The organism is Pseudomonas sp. S2_F07 (assembly GCF_054668325.1).
In genome coordinates this window covers 2,179,951-2,194,735 of record NZ_CP162758.1, presented here as the reverse complement: position 1 = coordinate 2,194,735, position 14,785 = coordinate 2,179,951, and the positions used below count along the sequence as shown (strand labels likewise).

General features: G+C 49.7%; 12 protein-coding genes. All 12 read left to right on the top strand.

The annotated features are described in order from the left end of the window. Positions 1-6 precede the first annotated feature (6 nt). Complete coding sequence (gene rpsA, locus AB4O40_RS09690; protein ID WP_007973639.1) at positions 7-1,698, top strand: 30S ribosomal protein S1; 1,692 nt, start codon at positions 7-9, stop codon at positions 1,696-1,698. A 210-nt stretch (positions 1,699-1,908) separates the two neighbouring features. Then, complete coding sequence (locus AB4O40_RS09685) at positions 1,909-2,193, top strand: hypothetical protein (RefSeq protein WP_056727161.1); 285 nt, start codon at positions 1,909-1,911, stop codon at positions 2,191-2,193. 149 nt (positions 2,194-2,342) lie between these two features. Next, complete coding sequence (gene ihfB, locus AB4O40_RS09680; RefSeq protein WP_056727160.1) at positions 2,343-2,657, top strand: integration host factor subunit beta; 315 nt, start codon at positions 2,343-2,345, stop codon at positions 2,655-2,657. Positions 2,658-3,065: 408 nt separating this feature from the next. Further along, on the top strand, positions 3,066-4,106 hold the full coding sequence (locus AB4O40_RS09675) for an LPS O-antigen chain length determinant protein WzzB (protein WP_409078912.1): 1,041 nt from the start codon (positions 3,066-3,068) through the stop codon (positions 4,104-4,106). Positions 4,107-4,595: 489 nt separating this feature from the next. Beyond that, positions 4,596-5,873 (top strand): Vi polysaccharide biosynthesis UDP-N-acetylglucosamine C-6 dehydrogenase TviB, encoded by a 1,278-nt coding sequence (gene tviB / locus AB4O40_RS09670; RefSeq protein ID WP_056727157.1) that lies wholly within the window; start codon positions 4,596-4,598, stop codon positions 5,871-5,873. 61 nt (positions 5,874-5,934) lie between these two features. After that, positions 5,935-6,984 (top strand): NAD-dependent epimerase/dehydratase family protein, encoded by a 1,050-nt coding sequence (locus tag AB4O40_RS09665; RefSeq protein ID WP_056727156.1) that lies wholly within the window; start codon positions 5,935-5,937, stop codon positions 6,982-6,984. Positions 6,985-6,989: 5 nt separating this feature from the next. Further along, on the top strand, positions 6,990-8,210 hold the full coding sequence (locus AB4O40_RS09660; protein WP_056727155.1) for an oligosaccharide flippase family protein: 1,221 nt from the start codon (positions 6,990-6,992) through the stop codon (positions 8,208-8,210). Between the two features lie 517 nt (positions 8,211-8,727). Next, positions 8,728-9,537 carry an oligosaccharide repeat unit polymerase gene (locus AB4O40_RS09655; RefSeq protein ID WP_460054786.1) on the top strand — a complete coding sequence of 270 codons (810 nt, stop codon included), beginning with the start codon at positions 8,728-8,730 and terminating at the stop codon, positions 9,535-9,537. A gap of 67 nt (positions 9,538-9,604) precedes the next feature. Further along, positions 9,605-11,497 carry an asparagine synthase (glutamine-hydrolyzing) gene (gene asnB / locus AB4O40_RS09650; protein ID WP_236709763.1) on the top strand — a complete coding sequence of 631 codons (1,893 nt, stop codon included), beginning with the start codon at positions 9,605-9,607 and terminating at the stop codon, positions 11,495-11,497. A gap of 24 nt (positions 11,498-11,521) precedes the next feature. Beyond that, positions 11,522-12,661 carry a glycosyltransferase family 4 protein gene (locus AB4O40_RS09645; RefSeq protein WP_056727152.1) on the top strand — a complete coding sequence of 380 codons (1,140 nt, stop codon included), beginning with the start codon at positions 11,522-11,524 and terminating at the stop codon, positions 12,659-12,661. 3 nt (positions 12,662-12,664) lie between these two features. Beyond that, positions 12,665-13,909 (top strand): glycosyltransferase family 4 protein, encoded by a 1,245-nt coding sequence (locus AB4O40_RS09640; protein ID WP_056727151.1) that lies wholly within the window; start codon positions 12,665-12,667, stop codon positions 13,907-13,909. Continuing rightward, positions 13,906-14,763: a dTDP-4-dehydrorhamnose reductase family protein gene (locus AB4O40_RS09635; RefSeq protein ID WP_056727150.1), complete on the top strand. Its 858-nt coding sequence runs from the start codon at positions 13,906-13,908 to the stop codon at positions 14,761-14,763. Before AB4O40_RS09640 ends, AB4O40_RS09635 begins: the two co-directional genes overlap by 4 nt. The last annotated feature ends 22 nt before the right edge of the window (positions 14,764-14,785 follow it).

Sequence of the window (14,785 nt, the reverse complement as noted above, 5' to 3'; positions counted from 1 at the left end):
ATTAAAATGAGCGAAAGCTTTGCGGAACTCTTTGAAGAAAGCCTAAAAACCCTGAACCTTCAGGCAGGCTCCATCATCACCGGTGTTATCGTTGATATCGATTACCAGGCTCGCTGGGTAACCGTTCACGCTGGCCTGAAGTCTGAAGCACTCATCCCGCTTGAGCAGTTCTACAACGACGCTGGCGAACTGAACATCAACGTCGGTGACGAAGTTCACGTTGCTCTGGACTCGGTTGAAGACGGCTTTGGCGAAACCAAGCTGTCCCGTGAAAAAGCCAAGCGCGCTGAATGCTGGATTGTTCTGGAAGCAGCCTTCGCAGCCGAAGAAGTGGTCAAGGGCGTTATCAACGGTAAGGTTAAAGGCGGCTTCACTGTCGACGTTAACGGCATCCGTGCGTTCCTGCCAGGTTCTCTGGTTGACGTCCGTCCAGTGCGCGACACCACGCACCTGGAAGGCAAAGAGCTGGAATTCAAGGTCATCAAGCTGGACCAGAAGCGCAACAACGTTGTCGTTTCCCGTCGTAGCGTCCTGGAAGCCGAGAACTCCGCCGAGCGCGAAGCTCTGCTGGAATCCCTGCAGGAAGGCCAACAAGTCAAAGGTATCGTCAAGAACCTCACCGATTACGGCGCATTCGTCGATCTGGGTGGCGTCGATGGCCTGCTGCACATTACCGACATGGCTTGGAAGCGTATCAAGCATCCTTCCGAAATCGTCAACGTTGGCGACGAGATCGATGTCAAGGTTCTGAAGTACGATCGCGAGCGCAATCGTGTTTCCCTGGGCCTGAAGCAGCTGGGCGAAGATCCATGGGTTGCTATCAAAGCCCGTTACCCAGAAAGCACTCGCGTTACCGCGCGTGTAACCAACCTGACCGACTACGGCTGCTTCGCTGAGCTGGAAGAAGGCGTTGAAGGTCTGGTACACGTTTCTGAAATGGACTGGACCAACAAGAACATCCACCCTTCGAAAGTCGTACAAGTCGGCGACGAAGTGGAAGTTATGGTTCTGGACATCGACGAAGAGCGTCGTCGTATCTCCCTGGGCATCAAGCAGTGCAAATCTAACCCATGGGAAGATTTCTCTGGCCAGTTCAACAAGGGCGATAAAATCTCCGGCACCATCAAGTCGATCACCGATTTCGGTATCTTCATTGGTCTGGACGGCGGCATCGACGGCCTGGTTCACCTGTCCGACATCTCCTGGAACGAAGTGGGCGAAGAAGCCGTTCGCCGCTTCAAGAAGGGCGACGAACTGGACACCGTTATCCTGTCGGTTGACCCAGAGCGCGAGCGCATCTCCCTGGGTATCAAGCAACTGGAAAGCGATCCGTTCTCCGAGTACGTTCAAGAGAACGACAAAGGCGCCATCGTTAAAGGCATCGTGAAGGAAGTTGACGCTAAAGGCGCCATCATCACTCTGGCCGACGATATCGAAGCGACTCTGAAAGCCTCCGAAATCAGCCGTGACCGCGTTGAAGACGCGCGCAACGTTCTGAAAGAAGGCGAAGAAGTAGAAGCCAAGATCATCAGCGTTGACCGCAAGAGCCGTGTAATTCAGCTCTCGATCAAGTCGAAAGACGTTGAAGACGAGAAAGAAGCAATCCAGAGCCTGCGCGACAAGCCAGTAGCTACTGATGCTCCTGTGGCCACCACTCTGGGTGACCTGCTGCGTGCACAAATGGAAAAGCAGAACTAAGTTCTGACTTTCTGTAAAAAAGGGCGACTTCGGTCGCCCTTTTTTGTGCCTGGCGTTTGGTGGATTACCTGCGGATGTAGTTGCTTGGGGTGTGAACCAAAAATATCGAGAGAAGGTCTGAATGTTTAGTCGGATCAAACGCTTATTTGCAGCTAGGCTTTAGCCTGAGGTTGATGATCGCCCGATAGGCTTTCTGGCAAAAGGACGTGAATGAACAAGCTCATTGTCGCAGTAGCAGTGCTGGCATTGGCGGGTTGTACCACCAACGCCAAAACTCACGTAGTGCGTGGGGTTAGCGGTATTGAGGTCGATTGTTCGGGGCTAGGTTCGAAGTGGGAGAAGTGTTACAAGCGTGCAGCCAAGGAATGTAAGGGGGTGGGCTACCAAGTGGTAGCAAGGTCTGATGATCTCAAGGAAGGGGAGGAGGAGGGAGGGCTTTTTGGGTTCAACCCGGCAGGTTTCCTGACGCGCACCCTGTTGGTGATTTGCCGGTGAGAGGGTGATCGCCCAGAGTCTTCCTGATCCAGGAATCAAGCATTTCGGGGGGCTGGGATGGATGGCAAAACTCAGGCTGTTCAAAATCGCGCAGGCGTGCTAAAACCTTTGAAGCGCTGATCTAGCTGCTTGAAAAAGAAGGGAAAAATATGACGAAGTCGGAGTTGATCGAACGAATTGTCACCCATCAAGGGCTGCTCTCATCCAAGGATGTGGAGTTGGCCATCAAGACCATGCTTGAGCAAATGTCCCAATGTCTGGCTACCGGGGATCGGATCGAGATCCGGGGGTTTGGCAGCTTCTCTCTGCACTACCGTGCGCCGCGGGTAGGGCGCAATCCGAAAACCGGCCAGTCTGTAAGTCTCGACGGCAAGTTCGTTCCGCATTTCAAGCCGGGTAAAGAGCTGCGTGATCGTGTAAATGAGGATGAGGAGGGTGTAGGTGGCGATGAGTTGGCGAGATAAGAGTCGCATCAAGCGGTTCATGATTACCGGGCTTGTCTTGTTAACATCAGTTGCATGCCTGCTCTTCGTGCTGGAAAACCAGCAGCTTGTCGTCGTTTCCTTCCTCGGTTTTTCTTCACCTCAACTACAGATCTCGATGTTCGGAGTCGCGTCGTTCCTGGTGGGGATGATCTTTGGTGGTGGGGTTGTGGTGGCTCATTTTCTGGGGGGTAGGAGGCGTGGGCGATAGGCTGGGTATTGATTTGTTTTATATTTTTTAATGCGCTCGATCTAGTATGTAATACAGTATTTTGCGAGAGCAGATAAGGGGGGGGGCTCCTTTGTCTGCTTGGTTTGCGTTGATGTTTCTCAAGTGGTCTAGCATGTGTAGTTAATGTAACCGCTTAAGTAAAAAAAGGTTAACAAAATATGCGTGTCGATTCAAAAATAAATAGTAACTCGGAATATTTTGATTTTCAGAAGTTTGTTCGTGCGATTTTTCGACAAAAACTTGTTGTTATTGGATTTACTATATTAGGTGCTGCTCTCGCAGCGAGCTATGCTTTCCTTGCTACACCTGTTTATGAGGCGAAGGCTTTTGTGATGCCGCCGTCTCAGAATGACATATCAAACTTTAACTATGGTCGAATGAAAGAGTCGGAGTTGGTTCCTTACACTGTTAAGGATGTCTATGATATCTACACGCGATATTTGCAAGCGGAGTCGCTCCGTCTAGAGTTTTTTAGCAAAATTTATGTGCCGAGTTTGTCCGCGCAGGAGCGGGAAAAGTCCCGGAATGTCCTGTATTCGACGTTCTCTCAGGTGCTGCGTGTGGTTCCGCCGCTTAGGGAGACCTCTGACAGGTATTCGGTTGTCGTGCAGACTAGTGATCCACAGAAGGCCAAAGAGTGGGTTGGGGCATATGTTGCACGGGCCGGTGAATTGGCGAAGAACGAAATGATCAAGAACGTTTCAATTGAGTCTGAGGTTCGGGCTCGTAATCTGGAGCAGCAGATAAGTTCTGCCAGGGGCAAAAGCAGCAAGGCCAGAGAGGATTCGATCGCTAGATTGAGTGAGGCGCTGCGGATCGCTGAGTCAATCGGTCTGGAGAAACCGCCTTCGATCACGGTGAGTCAATCTGTAATTGCGGGTGGAGAGGCGGGTCAGCTTACGTACATGCGTGGCTCGAAAGCGCTAAAGGCAGAAATTGAAAGTTTGCAGGCCCGCAAGTCCGATGACCCCTTTACGGAGCATTTGCGTGATCTTCAGGATCGATACTATTTCTTTAAGGAATTAAAAACAGAGCCGGCATCGGTATCTGTCTATCGGCAAGACGGGGCAGTGGAGTTGCCGGACAGCCCGGTGAAACCTAACAAAGTGCTGATCCTTATATTGGGTGTTATTGGGGGGCTTATCACAGGCGTTGCTTTTGTATTGCTTCGTGGACTCTTCGCGGTAAAATCTGATTAGCTGAATTTCAGTTCTTTGTCTGATTTTTATAAGTGACGTATCGCCCATGGAAGGGGCTTTTATCTGCGGGCTAAGCGTTGTGTCGATCCGGTTAGCCAGGTCAGAGCGGTTTCTTCTTGAGGTTGTGGCTGCGATCACCTTCCTGCTGTCAGTTCTGATAAGGTTTTTTCCTTGAAGAGGAAATCCATTTTGTCGGATTTTGCATGTTTTTTCAGGTGCGGGGTTGAGTAGTTGCCCGGTATCGTGATAGGCAGGCCTTGCTCGAAAAATAGCTGTTGCGTTGCGATGGCTTGTCTTGCTGCGGTGGCTCTCAATGCATGCGGAAGGGGGAGGGGGGCTCCTTCTTGGCTTTCTGAAAATTGTTATGGCTCCATTAGGCGCTTTCGGTATAATTTCTGGTTTACGCAGCCGTGATTTTCGTTTCTATGGCGCAAGATTTGGCGCGCTTTTTACGATCGACTTAATATTGATGAATGGCAAGGGAAAACAATGCTTAAACTCGAAGATGTAAAGTTGGCCATAGTGGGTCTCGGTTATGTGGGCTTGCCGCTGGCGGTTGAGTTTGGCAAAAAAATGCAAGTGGTCGGATTTGATATCAGTCAGCGTCGAATCGAAGCGCTAAAGGCCGGTCATGACGCTACTCTTGAAGTATCTGATTGTGAGTTGCGCTCTGCATCTGCTTTGAGTTTTAGCTCTGTGCTGGAAGAATTGTCTGCCTGCAATATATTTATTGTTACCGTTCCAACTCCGATTGATGAGCATAAGAGACCGGATCTGACTCCTTTGATTAAAGCCAGTGAGTCGATTGGTCGTGTTTTGAAAAAGGGCGATATCGTTATTTATGAGTCAACGGTCTATCCAGGTGCTACTGAGGAAGATTGTGTTCCTGTGCTGGAGAAAGTATCCGGACTGAAGTTCAATGTTGATTTTTATGCAGGCTATAGCCCTGAACGTATAAATCCTGGCGATAAAGAGCATCGTGTTACTACCATCAAGAAAGTAACTGCCGGGTCCACTCCAGAGGTTGCTGACCTGGTCGATGCTTTGTATAACACAATCATTATTGCCGGGACTCATAAGGCCAAGAGTATCAAGGTTGCCGAAGCGGCAAAGGTTATTGAGAACACGCAGCGCGACTTGAACATTGCCCTGATCAATGAGTTGGCACTTATTTTTAATAAAATGGGTATCGATACTGAGGCGGTTCTGGAAGCAGCGGGAACGAAGTGGAACTTCCTGCCTTTCCGTCCAGGGCTGGTCGGTGGTCACTGCATCGGTGTGGACCCCTATTATCTGACTCACAAAGCACAGTCCATTGGTTATCACCCCGAGATCATTTTAGCGGGACGTCGTTTGAATGACAGCATGGGTGCCTATGTGGTCTCTCAACTAGTCAAGGCGATGCTGAAGCGCAAAATCCATGTTGATGGTGCTCGCGTCCTGATCATGGGATTGACGTTCAAAGAAAACTGCCCGGACCTGCGTAACACCAAAATCATCGATATTGTGAATGAACTCGCTGAATTCAATATTGTTGTTGACGTTTATGATCCGTGGGTAGATGCGGCAGAGGCAATGCACGAGTATTCAATCACTCCTATCGGCCAGCCACAGGTTAATTCTTACGACGGTATCATTCTGGCTGTCGCGCATAATGAATTCTCTGCAATGGGGGCTGAACAGATTCGGAGCCTGGGTAAGGCAGAGCACGTTCTCTATGACCTTAAGTACCTGCTGGATGCCTCTCAATCAGATTTGCGTCTCTGAATCTCAGGGTCAGTAATGACCCTGATTCGTTACCGCCGGAAAAATTCAAGTCGAGAACTACATGACCCGTTTCGAAGAAGTTAAAGCTGAAATTCAACAATCCCCAAAGGTTTGGCTGGTGACGGGGGTAGCCGGATTTATTGGCTCCAATTTATTGGAGACACTGCTGCAATTAGATCAGCGGGTTGTAGGTCTCGATAACTTTGCAACAGGGCACCAGCGTAATCTCGATGAAGTGCAGTCGGTAGTGAGTCCTGAGCAATGGGCGCGGTTCGCACTGGTAAAAGGCGATATCAGAAACATTGACGATTGCAGGAATGCGATGATTTTTCCTGCGGCCACTGACATTCCGGTGGACTACGTTTTGCATCAGGCTGCATTAGGCTCTGTTCCTCGCTCTATCAATGACCCCATTACAACGAACAGCACCAATATCGACGGTTTTTTGAATATGTTGGTTGCGGCAAAGGACGCGAAAGTAAAAAGTTTTACTTATGCCGCGTCCAGTTCTACCTATGGGGATCATCCTGGGCTTCCCAAGGTTGAAGGTGTGATTGGCAAGCCGCTTTCCCCTTATGCGGTCACGAAGTATGTAAATGAGTTGTATGCTGAGGTTTTTTCCAGCACATACGGTTTCAATACCATTGGCCTTCGCTATTTTAACGTCTTTGGCAAGCGTCAGGATCCAAATGGCGCTTACGCCGCCGTGATTCCTAAGTGGACAGCCGCCATGATCAATAACGAAGAAGTTTTCGTTAATGGTGATGGTGAAACCAGTCGAGACTTTTGTTTTGTAGAGAACGCAGTTCAGGCCAATATACTGGCAGCCTGTGCCAGCCCGGAAGCAAAGAATAATGTCTACAACGTCGCCGTCGGTGACAGGACGACATTGAATCAGGTTTTTGCCTGTATCAAGGATGCTTTGGCTCGCGTTGATGTCAAGTCTACCTCGGATATGGTCTATCGGGACTTCCGTGCAGGTGACGTAAGGCACTCGCAGGCAAATATTGATAAGGCAAAGAACCTGTTGGGCTACAAGCCGCTTTTCAATGTTGGTGAAGGTATGTTGAAAGCAGCAAATTGGTACGTCTCGTTCTTTGCAAGAAGTTAAAATCAGTGATTAAAGAGATCTGCGCAATCACTGTTCTTGCAAACAAGCTTTGTATGTTTGTCTTGCTGTTTAGTTTGGCGCGAATTTTAGGCGTTGAACTGTATGGCGTATTCTCGTACCACTATGCGATCGTAACAGGTATCGCGACAGTGGTAGGGGAGTGCTTGAGTGTCGCGTTGAGTCGCTACGCGGTCTTGAATGCCGAAAAAGTAAATTACAAGACTTCCTTGGGGCTCATGTCATGGGGCGGCATCGTTGTAGGTGCCCTCTGTGTGATCGTGTTTATAGTTTTTCCGGCGCCTGCTTCCTCGTACGAAATGAGTTCTGGTTATTTACTGATCGGAGCATTCTTTCTAGGTTTCGCTTGTGTTTGCAATTTGACTATAACCGGTCTGATGTTCTCCCTTAATACCTCAGGGAAGTGGGCTGCCGCATTGGCGGTTCATGGGCTGCTTGGGTTGTTGCTGGTGGTTTCCATTGCGAAGATTGGAGGAGAAATAGAGGGTGTCATTCTAACCCTTGCAATTTGTACGTTAATCGCTCCTGCATTTGGTTTTTTTACCATAAAGAAAAGCAAGTTCAGTCATGAGGAGCGGGGACGAGAGTCTTCCTCCTTCCGACAAATGATGGCATTGCTTTCGCGTTCAGGGGCGCCGACTGTCGCCGGAAGCATGCTTCTCGGGGCTCCTGTCCATATTGTTTGCCTGATGATCTTTGCCAACTCAAGCTTGAATGTGTCTGAGGTTGGCTATTTCAATCTGTTTTTTCTTTTTTATATTTTGGTAACTGTGCTGCCAAGCTCACTTACATCCTATGCCATTGTAAAGTTGGCAGGGCGTGGAAATAGTGCCAGCAAATTGTACCTGATGCTCGGGTTATCAATATCAGTTTGTTTGCCTGTGTTTTTGGTTTTGACACAGAGTTATTGGTTGTGTTTGCTTGGTAGTGGCTTTTGTAGCAAAAATGATCTTCTGGCTTACGCAGTATTGGCGGGTGGCATAGGGCTTACGACTACAATCGTCACTCAAATATTGCATAGCAAAAACATGACCAGGGTTGTTTTTCTTGGAAGTTGTTTTTATGCGTTTGTTTATTTGTCAATGACGGTAGTCGCAGGTTTCAAGGGTGATATGTTGGCAATCGATCTTTTCAGGTCCTTTGTGTTGGCGCTAGTAACTCAACTTACCGTGCTGGCGGTCCTGGGTGGCCGTAAGTTGGTGCTATGATAAATGTTTTGGGCGTTAGTTATATTTGTGTGGCGTCCATGACTGAAAGTAATATTGGGGCCAGTGTTGAGTCTGGTTTACGGTTCGGTTGCTTTGTTTTTGTTGGTCAAGGTTAATGGTTATATTATTGGTTTCGACGTGCTTACTTATTTTGCTCACGCAATGTGTTCTGTGCCTGATATCCAAAAAATACCTGGTCGCATTGTATGCCGTCTGTTATTCGGTACCTTTCCTTGGTCTTGTGAGTAGTCTGTGGGGTAACACCGTTACCCTTTGGCCCATTGGGGACTATGATTTTTATCTGGATGACTTGTTGGTATTCCGACTTTCGCTCGTCTGGTTTCTTGGTGTTGCTGGTGGACTCATTGCCCTTCTAATGTCGTTTTTGGTGCCGCCCCGAAGTTTGCACCCGCACCGAGAAACTTTTTTTTCCCCGTTGGACTTTAAGTTGGCCGGTGGAATTTTCCTTGTGTTGTCCACATTTTTCATTGTTTTCAGGCTTGTAAGGCCGGACGTGATGCTTGAAATGTTTGCGGGTGTCGAGTCAGTGGTGGTTTTTTCCATTATTGCGATCGTTGCTTTGGCATTGTCCTACCCATCCAGATTGATGTTTATGGTGTCTGTCACCCTGGTGATGTCCTATTGTGTTGCCAACGCAATGACCGGGGATCGGGACTTTGTTGTACTGGTTGTTGCTGCCATTATCGGGTTGATGTTTCGCTATAATCAATTTATCAAGTTAAAAACTCTATTTTTTGTTGCTGCGTTCATGACCCTTCTGCTCGTCAGTGGTGTTGTTGTTTCAATGAGCCGAATGGACGTGGACTTAACGGCGGACAACATTACGCAGTATTTTTTGTTCAATTCCTGGAATGCGATAATTTTACCGCTCGTTCAGCAGTTAACCAATTTCTGGGATGGGGAGCACCTACGTTACGGTCAGACCTACCTCGACATGTTTCTTTCGCTGGCGCCATCACCTTTCTATTCGGCTTTGGGCATGGAGAAGCCCATTGTGGTGGATAATCCTGCCCTCTGGTATTACATTACCGGGCTCGGTGGCATTCACGTTGCCGGTGTTGCTTTTGAAAATTTCGGACTGTTTGGTGTCTTCATGAATGGATTCATCAGTGTCTGTTTCTTGCGGTTGATCGACTCGCGCTGCCGCGAGGACGATTTTTTGCGAATTTTCTTATATATGCTTTGTGCCGCGACAGTCATGCACTGGGTTTGGTATGGCGAAATATATTTGCTGAATTCATTGGTTTTTTATGTGATGGCATTAGGATTATTCCTCACTATGAAGCTCGTGCGGGTTTTGAAGTGAGCTTAAATACTTTTACTGGATTGAGAGAATAGGTATGTGCGGAATTGCGGGAGTTGTCGGGTGGAAGTTGAATCAGCAAAACGCCGTTGCCGTTGGCAAGATGGTGGATGCGCTGATGCATCGCGGTCCCGACGATGGAGCAGTTTGGTCAGATGCCGATAGTGGAATTTCGCTGGGGCACCGACGGCTTTCGATCCTGGAGTTGTCGGTACATGGAAGTCAGCCGATGATTTCCGATGACGAGCGCTTTGTTATTGTTTTTAATGGTGAAATATATAACTTCAATGAACTGCGCGAAAAGCTGATTGAGTCCGGTTTGACGCGTGTTTGGCGTGGTCACTCTGATACAGAAGTGTTGTTGGCTGCAATCGGTGCGTGGGGTGTACAAAAAACCCTCGAGAACCTGGTGGGTATGTTTGCCTTTGCTGTCTGGGATAAGGTTTCCAAGACGGTTACTTTAGCCCGAGACAGAATGGGCGAGAAGCCACTTTATTACGGTGTAGTGGGCGACCGTTTTGTCTTTTCCTCTGAATTGAAGGCAATCAAGGCGGCATTTGGCAGCGATCTGAGAATTGATCGTCATGCGCTAGCGAAGTTCGTAAGGTATGGCTATGTTCCGGCTCCGGAATCTATCTACGAAGGCATTAAGAAGTTACAGCCCGCGCATTACTTGAGTGTTGGCTCATTTTCCAGCGTGGCAGAGCCCGTTTCCTACTGGTCGCTACCGGCGGCTGGCGAGCTAAGAGAAGAGCTGTCGCAGGCCAGCGATAAGGAAGTAGTAGACGTTGTCGGTGAAAGATTGTCTGCTGCTGTAAAATCGCAGATGATCGCCGATGTTCCACTTGGGGCATTTTTGTCGGGCGGTGTCGATTCAAGCTTGATCGTTTCGTTGATGCAGTCGCAAAGCTCTACCAGCATCAACACTTACACGATCGGCTTTAACGAACCTGAGTTTGATGAGGCACCTTACGCTAAAGCTATTGCCAAGCACCTGGGGACTAACCACACCGAATTTTATCTGGGCGCCGACGATGCTGTTTCTATAATTCCGCACTTACCGGAAATATACGACGAGCCTTTTGCTGACTCCTCTCAAATTCCGACAATCCTGGTCTCCAGGATGACAAAACAGCATGTATCCGTAGCCTTGTCCGGTGACGGCGGAGATGAGCTTTTTGCCGGATATCCCCGCTATCAGATCACAGCAGGACTTTGGGCGCGCATAGAAAAGCTGCCTTTGCCCGCACGCCAGATCATGGCCTATTCACTTCGCTCGCTTTCGTCCAAAGGCTGGGACAGCGTCTGTTCGGTTTTGCCTGGCAGCCTTCGGGCCAAGGTCAATGGTCGGCGTATTTACCGAATGTCCGAGTTGTTGGGTTCTGAAAATCTGGCGCAAATGTATACCGGTTTGATGTCGCAGTGGCAGGCGACCGACAATGTGGTCCTGGGTGTCGATGCGCAACATCAAGGCGTTGCTTCCTGGGAGTCGGCAGTTGATTACGTCGAGGAAATGCGACGCTGGGATGTCTCTCAGTATTTGCCTGATGACTTGCTGGTTAAAGTGGACCGTGGAGCGATGAGCGCAAGCCTGGAAACCCGCGCGCCACTGCTTGATCATCGAGTGGCGGAACTCGCGTTTTCCCTGTCGTCAGACCAGCTGATAAAGAATGGCGTGGGGAAATGGCCACTTCGCGAGCTTCTTAAGCGATACGTGCCGACTTCATTCTTCGATAGACCCAAGGCGGGCTTCTCTATCCCACTGGCGCAGTGGTTGCGTGGGCCTCTGAAAGAATGGGCGGAGGAGTTGTTAACGGAGGAGCGACTCAAGAGAGAGGGCTACTTCGATTGTCAGAAAATTCGCTCGGCATGGCTCCAGCATCAGAATGGAACATACGATCGGAGTCTTCATTTGTGGAATATTCTAATGTTCCAATCCTGGCTCGATAAAAATAGCCACTAATTTAGATTGAGCAAAAGGTTTTCCATGAAGATAGTTTTCAATGCGCTCTCTGCCCGTCTTGGTGGAGGTCAGACATATCTGATCAATCTTTTTCAGTTCGTACCTGACAATGCGGACCTTGAGATTCTGGTTTTCGCCCCAGCGTCACTCAAGCTGCCGGATCACCCGAGGATCAGAAGGGTCGAACCAGCGTGGCCCACTGAAAATCCAATTGTCAGAGCTGTGTGGGAGCGGTGGGTACTGCCCGGTATTTTGAAGGCCGAGAAGGCTGACGTGCTGTTTTGTCCCGGTGGCGTAGTGGGTACTTCTGTGCCGGCAGGTTGCAAGGTTGCGACCATGTTTCGGAATATGATTCCATTTGACTTGCGAGTACGCAAAAGCATTCCGCTTGGGTTGCAGCGCCTGAGAAACTGGTTGTTGAATCGTATTATGCTGAAGAGCATGCGCGATGCGGATTTGACGATATATATTTCCAATTACGCACGAAGTGTCATTGAATCACTGACCAGGATCAAGAATCCAGTTACGATTCCTCACGGAATTGGCTCGGTATTTCGGACTCACGGTGATGATGCCGTTCCTCGGCCGGATTTTTTGCCAGCGGGTGAATATGTTCTGTACGTGTCGAGATTTGATGTTTACAAACATCATTATGAGGTGGTTAGTGCTTATGCAAACTTGCCAGCTGAACTTCGTGAAAAGTTCCCCTTGGTTCTGGTTGGCGAAGTAAACCTGCCCGAAGCCGAGCGGGTAAAGTCTCTGATTGCAACGCTTGGCCTCGAAGCGCACGTGCTGTTGCTGGGAGCTATTCCCTATCAGAGTCTTCCTCCTCTTTATCATCACGCCTATCTGAATCTGTTTGCTTCATCGTGCGAGAACTGCCCTAATATTATGCTCGAAGCGCTTGCTTCTGGCCGGCCGATGATCTGCTCGAACGTAATGCCGATGCCGGAGTTCGGAGCGGATGCAGCTCTGTATTTTTCTCCGTTTGATCCAGAAGATATAGGCCGCGTATTGTCTGAGGCGTTAACGAGTCCTGATCTTTTGAAGAAACTGTCCGTTGCGGCAGTGACTCAGAGCGATAAGTTTGACTGGGAAAAAACCTCAAGAAAAACATGGTCAGAACTGTTGGCGCTGGCCGTGTGCCCGAAAAAAGGTGTTTGATAAATGAAGGTTCTTGTGGTGTCGCAATATTTTTGGCCAGAGTCTTTTATTGTCAATGATTTGGTCAAAACTTTATCTGCTCAAGGCCACGTCGTAAAGGTCCTTACCGGAAAGCCCAACTATCCGGATGGCGCCGTCTTTAATGGCTATAGTGCTTCCGGGGCCCAAGAGGAAAAATTCGAGTCCTCCGTCAGTGTTTTCCGCGCACCACTTAGACCTCGTGGTGCTTCGGGTGCAAAAAACCTCGTGTTGAACTATTTGTCGTTTATCCTGAATGGCTTGATGTACTACCCCCGAGCAGTAAAAGGGGAGGCTTATGATGCGATTTTTGTATTCGCGCCATCTCCAATTACATCGGTAATCCCGGCGATTTACTTGAAGTGGAAACTCAAGAGTCATCTGGCTGTATGGGTTCAGGATCTCTGGCCGGAGAGCCTGAGTGCGACCGGGTTCATCAAGAACAAAGCAATATTGCGCGTTGTGGGCTGGCTGGTGAAAGGCATTTACGCTTTCGTCGATACGCTTCTTGTTCAGTCGAGGGCATTTCGAGAGCCGGTCTCCCGTTACGCCAGCCCTGGGAAGGTCGTGTATTACCCCAACTCATTTCAGGACGTACCGCCGAGTGTTGAAGAAGCCCGGATTCCCGCACCCTTGCTCGCGGAACTCGACAACCATTTCTGTCTGGTTTTTGCCGGAAACCTGGGGACCGCGCAGTCGGTCGAAACCCTCGTTGAGGTAGCTGACAGGCTTCGCCATCTGTCGGAACTCAGGATTGTTCTGGTCGGAAGCGGCAGTATGTCGGGCTGGATCGAAACCCAGAAGAAGTCCCGCGGTTTGGACAACCTGGTTCTCGCCGGACGCTTTGCGGCCACTGAAATGCCGCATTTTTTCAGTCGCGCCGAGGGATTATTGGTGACGTTGAAGCAGGATGAGGCGTTCTCCTATACCATCCCCAGTAAAGTTCAGGCGTACCTGGCAGCGGGGAGGCCGATTATCGCCGCGCTGGACGGCGAGGGCGCGCGCGTCATTCAAGAGGCGGGAGCCGGCCTGACTACCGCGGCGCAAGACGCCGAAGGTATGGCCAATTGCATCGAGCAACTTTTCCGCATGACTTCGGATGAGCGGGAATCGCTGGGGCAGGCAGGTCGGGCGTACTACCTCGAGCATTTCGAAATGGAGCGGCAAAGCCAGCGTCTGGTCGAAATTCTCAGTAGCAGGATCAATGAATTAAAAGGTAGCTCAAAATGAAAGTTCTCGTGTTAGGGGTCACCGGAATGCTGGGTAGCACAGTGTTCAGGCAATTCCATGGAAACCCGCACTACGAGGTGTGGGGCACTTTGCGCAATCCAGGTGGCGCAAAATACTTTTCTGAGGACATGCACAGTTCGTTGATCAGCAATGTCGATGTGCTTGACCAGGATTCGCTGGTTTCGGTGCTGGCACGGGTCAAGCCGGATGTCGTCATCAACTGCGTCGGGCTCATCAAGCAATTGGCCGATGCCAAGGATCCGCTTTCCGCACTCCCTATCAATGCCATGTTGCCGCATCGCATTGCCAAGTTGTGCGCGTTGGCCGGTTCCCGCCTGATTCATATCAGCACCGATTGCGTATTTTCTGGCCGCAAAGGCATGTACGCCGAGGAGGATATCTCCGATGCAGAGGATCTCTACGGTAAGTCCAAGTACATCGGTGAGCTGCACACGGATCTGAATGCCGTCACCCTGCGGACCTCGATCATTGGTCACGAACTGGGGAGCCAGTATTCACTGGTGGACTGGTTCCTGTCCCAGAGCGGGCCGGTCAAGGGGTATGAGAAGGCCATTTTCTCGGGACTTCCTACCGTAGAGCTGGCGCGTGTCATTCGCGACTACGTGATCCCGAACCCACAGCTTCATGGCCTTTACCATGTGTCGGTGGCGCCGATTGACAAGCTCTCTCTTCTGAAGCTGGTAGCGGAAGTTTACGAAAAGGAAATCGAGATCATCGCCGATAGTCAAGTTTCTATAGATCGCTCACTGGACTCCTCGAAGTTTCAGGCTGCAACCGGTTACGTTCCACCTTCATGGTTGGAATTGGTTAAATCGATGCGTGCGTTGCGTTGATCATTTAATTCAATCAGTTTTG

What these genes read in the sequence shown, in the direction of transcription:
- AB4O40_RS09645 (WP_056727152.1), top strand. Translation starts at nt 11,522, where the DNA reads ATGAAGATAGTTTTCAATGCGCTCTCTGCCCGTCTTGGTGGAGGTCAG.
- AB4O40_RS09665 (WP_056727156.1), top strand. Translation starts at nt 5,935, where the DNA reads ATGACCCGTTTCGAAGAAGTTAAAGCTGAAATTCAACAATCCCCAAAG.
- AB4O40_RS09685 (WP_056727161.1), top strand. Translation starts at nt 1,909, where the DNA reads ATGAACAAGCTCATTGTCGCAGTAGCAGTGCTGGCATTGGCGGGTTGT.
- rpsA (WP_007973639.1), top strand. Translation starts at nt 7, where the DNA reads ATGAGCGAAAGCTTTGCGGAACTCTTTGAAGAAAGCCTAAAAACCCTG.
- AB4O40_RS09640 (WP_056727151.1), top strand. Translation starts at nt 12,665, where the DNA reads ATGAAGGTTCTTGTGGTGTCGCAATATTTTTGGCCAGAGTCTTTTATT.
- AB4O40_RS09655 (WP_460054786.1), top strand. Translation starts at nt 8,728, where the DNA reads ATGCTTGAAATGTTTGCGGGTGTCGAGTCAGTGGTGGTTTTTTCCATT.
- AB4O40_RS09675 (WP_409078912.1), top strand. Translation starts at nt 3,066, where the DNA reads ATGCGTGTCGATTCAAAAATAAATAGTAACTCGGAATATTTTGATTTT.
- AB4O40_RS09635 (WP_056727150.1), top strand. Translation starts at nt 13,906, where the DNA reads ATGAAAGTTCTCGTGTTAGGGGTCACCGGAATGCTGGGTAGCACAGTG.
- tviB (WP_056727157.1), top strand. Translation starts at nt 4,596, where the DNA reads ATGCTTAAACTCGAAGATGTAAAGTTGGCCATAGTGGGTCTCGGTTAT.
- ihfB (WP_056727160.1), top strand. Translation starts at nt 2,343, where the DNA reads ATGACGAAGTCGGAGTTGATCGAACGAATTGTCACCCATCAAGGGCTG.